Source organism: Pseudanabaena sp. PCC 7367 (genome assembly GCF_000317065.1).
Classification (GTDB): Bacteria; Cyanobacteriota; Cyanobacteriia; order Pseudanabaenales; family Pseudanabaenaceae; genus Thalassoporum; species Thalassoporum mexicanum.
The window spans coordinates 3,181,003-3,192,917 of record NC_019701.1 but is presented as its reverse complement, the minus strand read 5'-3'; the positions used below and the strand labels follow the sequence as shown (position 1 = coordinate 3,192,917).

The 11,915-nt window shown below is 45.3% G+C and carries 8 protein-coding genes; 4 read left to right on the top strand and 4 right to left on the bottom strand.

From position 1 onward, the window contains the following. Positions 1-330: 330 nt before the first annotated feature. Both PSE7367_RS12695 and PSE7367_RS21200 read left to right on the top strand, forming a co-directional pair. Positions 331-1,449 carry a TIGR03032 family protein gene (locus PSE7367_RS12695; RefSeq protein WP_015165757.1) on the top strand — a complete coding sequence of 373 codons (1,119 nt, stop codon included), beginning with the start codon at positions 331-333 and terminating at the stop codon, positions 1,447-1,449. A 432-nt stretch (positions 1,450-1,881) separates the two neighbouring features. Further along, positions 1,882-3,474, top strand: coding sequence for a SpoIIE family protein phosphatase (locus PSE7367_RS21200; protein WP_015165756.1), 1,593 nt, complete (start codon positions 1,882-1,884; stop codon positions 3,472-3,474). Between the two features lie 16 nt (positions 3,475-3,490). Here the strand turns inward: PSE7367_RS21200 and ruvC are convergent, their stop codons facing one another. The 4 genes from ruvC to PSE7367_RS12670 all read right to left on the bottom strand — a co-directional run bounded on the left by ruvC (position 3,491) and on the right by PSE7367_RS12670 (position 6,384). Then, positions 3,491-3,961 (bottom strand): crossover junction endodeoxyribonuclease RuvC, encoded by a 471-nt coding sequence (ruvC, locus tag PSE7367_RS12685; protein ID WP_015165755.1) that lies wholly within the window; start codon positions 3,959-3,961, stop codon positions 3,491-3,493. 62 nt (positions 3,962-4,023) lie between these two features. After that, on the bottom strand, positions 4,024-4,557 hold the full coding sequence (locus PSE7367_RS12680) for a PPC domain-containing protein (RefSeq protein ID WP_225882655.1): 534 nt from the start codon (positions 4,555-4,557) through the stop codon (positions 4,024-4,026). Positions 4,558-4,647: 90 nt separating this feature from the next. After that, positions 4,648-5,400 (bottom strand): segregation/condensation protein A, encoded by a 753-nt coding sequence (locus PSE7367_RS12675; protein ID WP_015165753.1) that lies wholly within the window; start codon positions 5,398-5,400, stop codon positions 4,648-4,650. Positions 5,401-5,886: 486 nt separating this feature from the next. Continuing rightward, a complete protein-coding gene (locus tag PSE7367_RS12670) occupies positions 5,887-6,384 on the bottom strand; it encodes a TIGR00725 family protein (RefSeq protein ID WP_041698462.1) in 498 nt (165 codons plus the stop codon). A gap of 972 nt (positions 6,385-7,356) precedes the next feature. On the opposite strand from PSE7367_RS12670, the gene PSE7367_RS12665 reads away from it, so the two are divergent. After that, positions 7,357-9,096: a putative bifunctional diguanylate cyclase/phosphodiesterase gene (locus PSE7367_RS12665; protein WP_015165751.1), complete on the top strand. Its 1,740-nt coding sequence runs from the start codon at positions 7,357-7,359 to the stop codon at positions 9,094-9,096. A 263-nt stretch (positions 9,097-9,359) separates the two neighbouring features. Continuing rightward, positions 9,360-11,642 carry a 2-succinyl-5-enolpyruvyl-6-hydroxy-3-cyclohexene-1-carboxylic-acid synthase gene (gene menD / locus PSE7367_RS22760; RefSeq protein WP_015165750.1) on the top strand — a complete coding sequence of 761 codons (2,283 nt, stop codon included), beginning with the start codon at positions 9,360-9,362 and terminating at the stop codon, positions 11,640-11,642. Positions 11,643-11,915 lie beyond the last annotated feature (273 nt).

The window sequence follows — 11,915 nt, the reverse complement described above, 5'->3', positions numbered from 1 at the left end:
AAAGCTGGAGGAAAAAATAGTTAAATCCCTAACTGGAACATAGATCAAATATTGATCAAATATTGATCAAACAGAGCATAAAGCAATTCGATCTCAAGATCGCAGCCATAGCATCAATCTATGGTGCTAAACTCTATCACGCTAAAGCAATCGGCGCATAAATTCTAACCAGAATTTTTGAATTTGGGGTGTAGCTGTTGATAGCGAGCATGGTAGAGCAGGACAAAATATTAATTTTTACCGCTTAGTTAAGAATTGCATCACCGATCGCACTACTTTTTAAAGGTGGCAACTTGAGTTAAATATTTGAATTAGCTTAAACATATTAATATGAGCGCTGAAACACCTAACAACACCCCAGAGAACCCAGAAAATCCAGACAATCCCGCTGAGTCACCGCTTCGCAGTATTCATACCAGTAACTTCCCCCAAATCCTCTCGCAATTGGGAATCTCGTTAGCCGTCACTACTTACCAGGCTGGCAAAATCATTATTGTGCGTGCCGATGGCGAAAACCTCAACACCCATTTTCGAGTGTTTAAAAAACCAATGGGGATGGCAATGACGGGTAATCAACTCAGTCTGGGCTCTGGCCCGCAAATCATTAATTTTCGCAATATGCCCAACGTGGCGCAAAAATTAGATCCCCCTGATAAACATGATGCCTGTTATTTGCCCTATAGCACCCATATCACCGGAGATATTGATATTCATGAGATGGCCTATGGTGAAGATGGGCTCTGGTTTGTGAATACGAGATTTTCTTGCCTCTGTACCCTCGATCGCCAGCATAGTTTTGTGCCCCGCTGGCGGCCTGCCTATGTAACTGCCCTGGCCCCAGAAGATCGCTGTCACCTCAATGGTCTGGCGATGGTAGATGGCAAGCCTAAATATGTCACTGCCCTGGGTGAGACGGACATGGCTGGAGGCTGGCGACAGAACAAGGTTAATGGTGGTGTGTTGATGGATGTGGAAAGTAAGGAAGTTTTGCTGAGGGGTCTATCAATGCCCCACTCGCCCCGTCGCTATGGCGATCGAACTTGGTTATTAGAGTCCGGCTATGGCAGCATTTCCCAGGTTGACTTGAACAATGGCAGCACCGAGATGATCGCCCAAATGCCGGGATTTACCAGGGGGCTAGACTTCTGTGGCAATCTGGCTTTTATTGGCCTTTCGCAAGTGCGGGAAACGGCGGTTTTTAGTGGCGTGCCGATCACCGAAAAAGCCAGTGAGCGTAATAGTGGCGTATGGGTGGTTAATTTAACAACTGGGCAGATTGTCGCTTTCTTGAAATTTGAAGACATGATTCAGGAAGTGTTTGCGGTGCAGGTATTACCTCAGATTAAATTCCCCGAAATCATTGATCACAATGACGATCTGCTCGCTTCTTCCTATTTCCTACCGCCTGATGCCCTTTCTGATGTGCCAAAGCGATTGATCAGCAGTTAATCGATCAGCAGCTAGAGGTAACTATGATTTACTAATCCTCTCGCTCATATGCGATGTCATGGGCAAGATAGCTGAGAATTGAAGCGAAAAGTCTCATAAATTGACTTTGTTAATAGAACTTTTAGGTCTGGTTTACGCACACCTTTAATCAGGCGGCTAGAATGCTAAGAGAGGCATCCCCAATTAGCCCTGCTCAAAATGTCTTTTAAGTGAAATATTTTGTTTCTGGCAACGATACAACCAATCTAGAAATTCATAGATCGTGGCGATCGCACTTTTAGTTTATAGCAAGTTATTAAATTGCTACCTTGCTGTAGGCAGCATCTTAATTAATATGCACAACCACAACTATGGGCAACTGGATTAGAGCTTGGCATGGTTGACCAGAATGGGCACATTTCCAGTCTCGATCGCTAATAATACAAGCAGTAGATGAGTAAAACAATTTCCCAGCTTTGGCAAAGTTTAATTAAATTATTGCAACGGCGGGTGGTGTTGGTATTGACCATCTTCTTTTGTATTGGTGCGATCGGTGTTTTGCTGGATATATCGATGTTGTCATCAAGCTTAATTGAATCCCAGGCACTCGAAAATGCCAAACTGTCCGCCGAGATTATGGCAGAGGCACGCACCCTTTACAGTGCAGCAGTAGTGTCACGATTGGAAGCGATCGATGGGCTCAAAATCAGCCATGACTATGACCAGCAAGAAAATACCGTACCGCTGCCGGCCACCTATTTAATTGAACTGAGCAGCCGGATCAGGGAGCTAAATCAAGGCATGTCCTTTCGGCTCTATAGCGCTTATCCTTTCCCCTGGCGAGAAGATGAAGGTGGGGCAAGGGATAGTTTTGAGCAGGAAGCATGGAAATTTTTGATAGAAAATCCTACCCAGGTTTACTATCGCACCGATGTTTTTCGTGGCCGCAAAGCACTTCGGTATGCCCAGGCCGATCTCATGAAACCCAGTTGTGTGAGTTGCCACAACAGCCATCCCCAGAGCCCTAAGACCGATTGGCAGGTTGGTGATGTGCGCGGTGTGCTGGAGGTGACTCAACCCCTTGATGTTTATATTGCCAAGACAAATGATGGATTGACAGGTACGATCGCAATCATGGCGGTATCCTTTGGGATTGGCTTTGCCGGTTTGTATTTAGCAATTCGGAGGCTGCGAGCCAACTCCCGTGACCTAAGCGATCGGGTCAAAGAACGCACTCAAGATCTGGCCTTGGCCTATGATGAAATCAGTCAACTCAATCAACGCTTGCAGGCCGAGAATATTCAAATGGAATCAGAGCTAGCAGTCACTGCCCGCTTGCAAGAGCTGATTCTACCAAAGGAAGAGGAATTAGCCCAGGTTGAAAAGCTGGATATTGCCGCATTTATTAAACCTGCCGATCGGGTTGGTGGTGACTATTATGACGTGCTGCCCTATGGCAAGCATTTAATTATTAGCGTGGGTGATGTAACTGGGCATGGCCTGGAAAGTGGCATGTTGATGCTGATGGTGCAATCGGCGGTTCGGACTATGACTAATAGCGAAGATCTGCACCCACGTGAATTTATTAGTATTTTGAATCGGGTTATTTATCAGAATACGCAGCGGATGGGTTCCAAAAAATTCATGACCCTGTTGATGCTGCACTACGTCGATAATAGTCTTTGTCTGACTGGTCAGCATGAAGAAATGATCCTGGTGCGCCGAGATGGCTTGATTGAGTTTTTTGACACCGTTGATCTGGGTTTCCCGATCGGCCTGGAGGAGGAAATCTCGCAGTTTGTCGATCACTCAATGATTGAGTTTAATCCCGGTGATGTGGCAATTTTATACACAGACGGAATTACTGAAGCCGAAAATAATGATTGCCAACAATATGGCATTGATCAGTTGGCTATTTTAGTACGGGAAAACCGTGAGCATGAGGCAGCCACAATTAAGGAGATGGTAATCGCTGATTGGTGTCAGTTTGTGGGCGATCATCAGGTCTATGATGATGTCACGCTGTTGGTGATTAAGCAAAAGTAGTTAATAGTTAATACCCTCAATCGGCATAGATCCAGCAGGTAAGCGCCACCGCGATCGCATCAGCCGCATCATCAGGCCGGGGAATTTTGTCTAGCTCCAGCTCACGAGCCACTGCATTTTGAACATCTGCCTTATCCGCATTGCCATATCCCGTCAGGGCTTGCTTGATTTGAGGTGGCGAAAATTCCCTTGGTTCAATTTTATGTTGCGCCAGGGTGAGCATAATTACGCCTCTGGCCTGAGCCACATTGATCAAATTGCCCATCCGATAGAAAAATAGCTTTTCCATCCCCACTACATCCGGTTGCCACTGGTTGAGCAGCGTATGCATGTCGTCATACAAAATACTCAGCCGATCGCCAACGGGGGTATGTTTTGGGGTTTTAATTACACCAAAATCTAATAATTTAGGTTTAGATGCACCGGCCAACTCAACCAGGCCAAAGCCGATCGTGGCAATCCCTGGATCAATGCCCAGAATCCGCATGTAGCCTTTTCCCTGTGCGATCTTGCCCTAATTCCATAAATTATGATTAGCTTATTTGCTTGCTACTTACCAGCACCAGCAGGTTGAATCCAATTTTCCACTGGCACTAGCTTAGTTACCCGCAGCGTAAACTTACCACCACTGCGCCCCCCAAAAGACTTGACCCGAATAATATATTCGCCAGGTTTATCTACTTTGACAAACAAAATTGAATCAGTGCCACGGGGTTGGCCGTCATCATTTTCAGCGATCACATCGCCATCATCGCCAATCAGGCTCACCACCGTATCAAACGCCTCAGAGGAAACCGATATTTCCAGGCGATTCTCCGCATCTACTTTTAAAACATAATCTTTGGCAAAGCCTTTTTCACCAGTAGGGATATCTCGATCGGTAAGAGTATCGCTCACTACTTCGGATTGGAGTGGAATTGGCACATAGGAGGGAGTTTGTTGCGCGATCCCCGGCAATTCGATCGCCACCATTGCCGCGATCGCCCCAACTGATAAGGCGATCGACAGCTTTTTAGCTGCTTGCATCCGGTTTGCCAAGCCTGCCAGGAAAAATAGTGAATGTGTCGCTAAGTGCTTATGCAAGGTTATTTAAGCGATTTAGATCTAATACTCGACCAATTACCTGAATACTAATGAATACTAATGAATACTAATTGCCTGAATGAGATTCTATTATGACACGTCTTGAATTCTGGCATCACCATTGTAGGCATTCTGGATTGGCACTACCTCGATCGCGGCATAGAAATCAGTTTGGAACAGCTCAACCTTTGACTGCGCCGAGAGTAGCAACAACGCCCAGAAAACCCCCACCTTGTCATTAAAAGCCTCGGCCAGCGTTGAAACTTCAGTTCTGGTGATCTGGTGTTTGACGAAATAATCCTCTAGGGCGATCGCCATCTCCGACAGGTTTTCTTTATGCGCCAACTGCGCGATCGCCTTCATTGCTGCTCGGCGCGATTGCTTGGGTGGCCGTGGCCGACTCCGCCGCTGCGTCCCCTCCTCCATCATCACAGAGATCGCCTCTAATTGCTCGATCAACTCATTGAGCGTAATCCGGCGGTTTTGGGGTGGTACTGCCACAGGACGGCGTTTGATGTGGTTTTCCAGGTTGCGCGGCAGTTCTGCTAAAGTGTCGGTTTCGTCCCAATCCAATTCTCCTGCTTCTTCGATTTCTTCTTCACCAAAATTCATTGGCTGATCAGACAAACTATTGGCCTTCAGCAACACCAGCATTGAGGCATATAAAATCGCCTGACCTGATTCGTAGAGATCGTGGCGATCGTCTCTAATGTCAATTAATCGTGACAAAAACCGATCGACAACATCAATTACCTGTACATCCCAGGGATCAATCTCGCCCTGCTCCGCCAGGTCAATCAACATGGCGATCGCTTCTTTGGTAACTGTGTCTGTAACTGACATAGAGTAATAATTTACGTCATTAAACAGCAGCCGTTGCTTGAATTTGGGCTCAAACAGCCTGTAAATTAGGCTCCCAGCATCTGTACCACAAAACGCGGATAGGCAAGTTTAGTTGACAACGGTAATTAGTTCAAGTCGTTTTGGAACCGATATATTTACTCGTTTCGGCAAACTGGTTCGGAGCAAGAATCGGTTTAGCAATTTGCAACTTAAGGATTCTCTTGCTCGCAAACGGGATGTTACCTCAACGCGATCGAGCTGTTAGCAATTCAATTACATCTAAGCAATCACAATTCTTGCTAGAGAGACTTCTAGAAATTGCATGAGGTCGATTAGTCGATTAGTTAGTAAGTAAGCGATTAAAAAATGATATACGCACAAATATCATAATTGCAGAATATCATGTTTTTTGGCGTGGAGCTAGTGGTCTATTAAGGTAGGTTCACCCATAGCTCTAATTAGTCCCCAAGTTAGCAATCGAATCTACTAAGACAAAGAATTAACCAGCAGCTTGGCCTGATTAATTGCCTCTTGAGCATTAGTCGCAATCGTAATATTTGAAGGCACAAGAGACTGGAAAAAAGCGATCGCGCTATCAGTTGCATTTACCAAAATCACTGGCTTATTAGCCTTAATCGCCAACGCAATTTCCGAAACAGTTCCCGCCCCCATGCCACAGGCAATCACCACATCACTAGAAAGCACATTAATATTATTCCTGGCGCTACCCATTCCCGTGACGATCGCCACATCAACAAAATCAGAGCAACCGATCGTGCTATCACCAGGCAAAATGCCGATCGTCAATCCATCAGCGGACTTCGCTCCTTTACTCGCAGCTTCCATTACCCCCATCTCCCTACCGCCAGTGAGCAAAACCCAACCATTTTGGGCAACCAACCTACCCAGCTCAAAAGCACAACTTAGATCCTGTGGCCTAGCTCCGAGGCCAGGTCCCATAATCCCGATCGCCATCTTTTTCACCTTTTGACCTCACCACCAACGTTCTGATCAAAATATTCTTAAACAGGCAAATATAAAGAAATGACTAAAGGAAATTTAAAGTTTTCGCTAGTCCTGCAATTGTGATCATATTTGATCATTCATGGACTCGAAACTGACTCAAGCGCCCCTTGCTGAAAATCCCTGCTTCTAAACCACGGTTCCGATAGTTTAATTAATTTTAATTAAATAATCTAATCAAATAGCTGAACCAAAACGCAATCAAGCCTAGTCATTCGATCGGCAAGTAGCTCTCAATCCAGAACAAATCCCATCTAGAGCAATCAAAGAAAGTAGATGCATAATACACAATCAAATTTTGCGAGCTAGAATACTCTTAGAAATGTGATGCCCCAGTACCATAATTTGGACTCTGGCATTAGGCGGGGATTGCTGAAAATATCGCAAGTTGACTCATGTATAGTATTGCATAGTCATTGAATTGAGATTTGCATTAAGGCATTGACTAGCCGTGGCCATAAGCAAGGATATCCAAATCAGAAGCCCCGAAGCCATTACTAAAAATCATTAAATATATAAAAAATAAATAAATAAACTAGCCTTTTAGCCAACGAATTATTTACTAGCTATATCTATAATTAGGAATGTGTATGGTTAGGATATACATTGGATTCATCTGATTCAAGACATGGCCTTATACTTAAACATAGTTAATTAGTCATAATTAATTTATTAACTTAGTTTGCTAATCGATTTCTGGCCATACTGGTAGGATTTGCGATCGATTCGGGAAACCCATCTCAACTTACAATTCACAGGATCAATCTGCACTTTTTTATCTTTAAATATAAAATCTAGCCAAAGCCACTCACACTAGTTAATACTTGATTTATTAGCTAATAGCTAGCCAATTTAATGATTTAGCCCTAAACTCATTGCATCATCATTGCCAACTCGTGAACCTTGATTGAATCCCCAATCCTGCCCCAGACAATGAAGATTCTCGTCATAGAGGATATGGAAGCACTTCGTGAAGAAGTGATAGACACGCTGAGCTATGAAGGGTTTGATGTGATGGGGGCAGAAAATGGCCTAGTTGGGGTTAAGATCGCCCAAAGCTTCTTGCCCGATTTGATTGTATGTGATGTGATGATGCCAGAGTTAGACGGTTATGCAACTCTGGAGATTTTGCGCCAAAACCCAGAGACAGCCGCGATCCCATTCATTTTCCTAACAGCTAAAGCGGATAAAGGCGACATGCGCCAAGGTATGGAACTGGGGGCGGATGATTATTTGACTAAGCCGTTTACGGTTTCTGAGTTAATTGGCGCAGTAAATGCGCGACTGCGGAAATATGCTGCCCTGCGCACACAATACGACAAAAAGCTGAGGCAAACGGAAGCAAAGCTTGAATATGTGGCCAATCGAGACGAGCTAACCAAGCTGCCCAATCGCATTTTATTCCACGAATATCTACATCAGCTTTTACAACCAGAAAATGAAGAGGCACAGCAAATCTGCTTTGCGATCATCTTTATTGATGTCGATCGATTCAATGATATCAATACTACTCTAGGACAGGATGTAGGGGATGCTCTGCTTCAGGCCTTGGCAGAACGTTTACGATCGCACCTGGGGCATCTGGAATATCAGAGCATGATCGCAAGATTGCGGGGGGATGAGTTTGCGATCGCCATGCAAGATATCACCGGCATTGAGGATATCAGGCAAAAATTACACAACCTGCTTGAAGTTGTCTATCAACCCTATGCGGTTTGCGGCCATGAGCTGAGTATTTCAGTTAGCGTTGGCATAACCATCTATCCTGAAGACAGTAAGGATGTGGATACATTGCTAAAAAATGCCGACCTGGCCATGTATCACGCCAAAAAAGACGGCATTGCCAATACATTTAAGTTTTACAGCCTGGAACTATATCAAAGATCCTCTGAGCGAGTCATGCTCAGCAATGGATTGCGGCGCGCCATAGAGCGAAATGAATTTTGTTTATTCTATCAACCAAAACTAAACCTCAAAACTGGCCGCATTGTGGGTGCAGAAGCATTAATTCGCTGGCAGCACCCCGAACTTGGTTTAGTGATGCCCTCTAAGTTTATTCCTTTGGCGGAAGAAACTGGGTTAATTGTTTATTTGAGTGAGTGGGTGATCAAGCAAGCCTGCAGCCAAATTCGGCAATGGCAACAACAGGACTTGATGCCAATCAGAGTTTCTGTCAATCTATCGGGGCGGGATTTTAAGCGCGATCGGTTGGTGGAAAATGTCGAACAGGCGATCGCTGCCCATGAAATTGCTCCGAATTGTTTGGAACTAGAAATCACCGAAGGTATTATTGTCAGTCATACTAGCCTCACCAAAGAAATTCTGGCTAAGTTACGAGCCCTGGGTATCCGAATTACGGTAGATGACTTTGGCACTGGTTATTCTTCACTGAGCTATCTACGCAACTTCCCCATAGACACGCTCAAAATCGATCGTTGTTTTGTGCAAAACATTGATAAAAATGATAGTGATGCTGCGATCACGATGGCGGTGATTGATTTGGCGCGGGCACTTTCCTTGGAGGTGGTAGCCGAGGGGGTTGAAAATCAGGCTCAGCTTGAATTTATGAAGCGGGCTAATTGTGATTGCATTCAGGGCTTTTACTTTAGTCGACCAGTGCCGGCGACGGAATTTGCAGGAATGCTGGCTGCTGGTAAAATCCTGGAAGTTTAAAATGAAGCTTGAAGCTTGATTAAGCTTGTCGGTTTTGCCCAAGAGCAGAATTATTGGCGTTACTCATTGGTAAGATGATTTAACAATCAAACGATCGGTCAAACTATGATCAGATCTATGCTTGAGATCCTGGCGAGCAGTATTTGCAGCCCTGGGTTATGCAATACCAATAAGAACCAATAAACATAGGGTCAAATGTTATTGAACATATTGATTATTGAACATATTGACAATTCACAACCAAAGTAATCATCAGCGCTTGAGTGAATACTGCAAACCGTAATAGCTTTTGGGCCAGCCTTGTCGCTGCTGAACTCGATCGTGCTGGTGTGAGCGCCGTATGTATTTCACCTGGTTCACGTTCTACCCCATTGGCGATCGCCTGTTATCAACATCCACACCTGCAAACGATTGTGCACATTGATGAGCGATCGGGCAGCTTTTTTGGCCTGGGTTTGGCGAAATATACCAGGGCGACCGTGGCATTAATTTGCACATCGGGAACGGCGGCAGCTAATTTTTATCCGGCGATCATTGAGGCTTTCTATGCCCAGGTGCCATTGATCGTGCTCACCGCCGATCGCCCGCCTGAGTTGCGCGATTGTGGGGCAGGCCAAACGATCGACCAAATTAAGCTCTATGGCGACCATGTACGCTATTTTTTTGAGGTGGGATTACCAGATCTAAGCGGGTTTAAATTGCGGCATTTACGATCGCTGATTGGTCATGCCACGGCGATCGCCACCGGAAAAACTGCCAGTGCAGCGGGGCCAGTACATCTAAATTTTGCCTTTGCCGATCCATTGCCACCGATCGAGATCGCCGACCAAGTGCCTGCCAATTTAGCTCAAACTGATCGATTGGCATGGCAGGGGCGTGAATTGACGGTTAATTCCTGGCCAAGAACTAATCAACTATCAACAGCAGGGCAATCAGACAATAATCCAAATTATAAAACTGAGTTAAGCTACATTCAAGTTGCAGCCCCTCAATCGCAGCTCAGTCAGGTTACTCTAGCTCAGTTAGGCAATTTGATCGCTACCTGTGCCAAGGGCATCATTGTGGTGGGTGTTTATGATCCGCCTGCGGGATTTGCGGCAGCGGTCAAAAAGCTAGCCCAAATTACTGGCTATCCTTTGTTGGGAGAGGCCACTGGAATCATGCGCGATCGGCAGGTAATTGGTAGTTATGATGTCTTTTTGCGATCGCCCCAATTCTGTCAAACCTACGCCCCAGAACTAGTAATTAGATTTGGTGCCATGCCCACCGCCAAAAGCTATCGTCTTTGGCTGGAGCAACACCTCAACAGCCAACCAATCCAGCAAATTATTGTTGGCGATGGCAGTAATAATGACCCTACGCATGGTTTAGGGATTTTTGTCCATGCCGATGCGCTCAGTTTTTGTGAACAGTTAAGTGATTATTTAGCCCAGAATGAGCAATATTTAAATCTAAAGAGTCAATATTCAAGTGATTACGCCACGCCGCAAGAGGAGCTGCCATCGCCAACTCGATCGCCTCAATCATCCAGATCAGCAGCAGATAACCGATCGATCGATCCAGGCTCTATCTCAGACCAATCACGAAGCAACATAGCTAAACAAACCCAATGGCAACAAGCTTTTTGGCAAGCAGAAAAAATTACGATCGCCGCGATCGCCAAGTGCCTAGCTCCGATCGAAAGCCTGTTTGAAGGCAAGGTGTTTGACCAATTGGGTAAATGGTTGCCGATCGATTGCTGTATCTATGTGGCTAGCAGTATGCCGATCCGCGATCTTGATTCTTTCTTTCGGCAAAAGGAGCAGCTCAGCCCAGAAAGTCAAAGCATTAGTGATCCAGAGCGAGCCGATCGGTTAAATCAAATAAATCAAGGCGATCGCCCCAGCAGAGTTGATCCAGCAAATACCCCCATAAGCAGCGACGATAAATTAGCTAGTGAGCCTGTAGCCATGACCAGGGTGATCGCCAATCGCGGTGCAAATGGTATTGATGGCACGATCTCCAGCGCTTTGGGGGCAGCTTGGGGTAGTAGCTTGCTTTCTGGTCAGAGTGCAGGTAATGGCCAAAATCTGGTGCAAAGTAAAGATCGCCCGATCGAAAATAATTACAGCTCTAATCATCGCAATCCCCAACCAGTGATTTTAATTTGCGGCGATCTGGCCTTCTATCACGATCTCAATGGCTTGATGGCGGTGAAGCAATACCAACTCAACCTGACGATCATTTTGTTGAATAACAATGGCGGTGGCATTTTTGATATGTTGCCGATCGCCCAGTTCCCGGAAGTCTGCGAACCATTATTCAACACCCCCCATGATCTGGACTTTGCACCGATCGTCGCCGTCTATGGTTGTGAGCATGTGGCGATCGAGTCTTGGGCTCAGTTTAAAACGGAAGTTTTAGCATCGCTCACTAAGCCAGGTACGCAGGTCTTGGAGCTAAAAAGCAATCGCCAGCAGAATCATCAAACCCGGCAACAAATTTGGCAGGAGGTAAAAGAGGCGATCGCCGATCACTTTAGCTTTAACAACAACTTCGGTCGATGATTATTTAATCGCCTGATTGGTAGTTGGCAGGGGCTAGGGAAAGCACCTTGTCAATTGATTTCTAGCGGAGCCATTCACATATTTGAACAACTAACCATTATCCTCACTTACCAATGGTTACCATATGAAGCTAAAATTAAAGACCGGGTAGATATATTGCTAGTGCAATTTTAAGAGACATGATTTTGCAAAAGTAGCGATCGCTAAAGTGCAAATATTGTTAGTTATATTGATGCTTGCGTTTACTGAATACATAGTTGCCGCCTACCCCAA

Excerpts from the sequence above, each read along its gene's own strand:
- PSE7367_RS12695 (WP_015165757.1), top strand. The coding sequence starts at position 331 with ATGAGCGCTGAAACACCTAACAACACCCCAGAGAACCCAGAAAATCCA.
- PSE7367_RS21200 (WP_015165756.1), top strand. The coding sequence starts at position 1,882 with ATGAGTAAAACAATTTCCCAGCTTTGGCAAAGTTTAATTAAATTATTG.
- ruvC (WP_015165755.1), bottom strand. The coding sequence starts at position 3,961 with ATGCGGATTCTGGGCATTGATCCAGGGATTGCCACGATCGGCTTTGGC.
- PSE7367_RS12675 (WP_015165753.1), bottom strand. The coding sequence starts at position 5,400 with ATGTCAGTTACAGACACAGTTACCAAAGAAGCGATCGCCATGTTGATT.
- PSE7367_RS12665 (WP_015165751.1), top strand. The coding sequence starts at position 7,357 with ATGAAGATTCTCGTCATAGAGGATATGGAAGCACTTCGTGAAGAAGTG.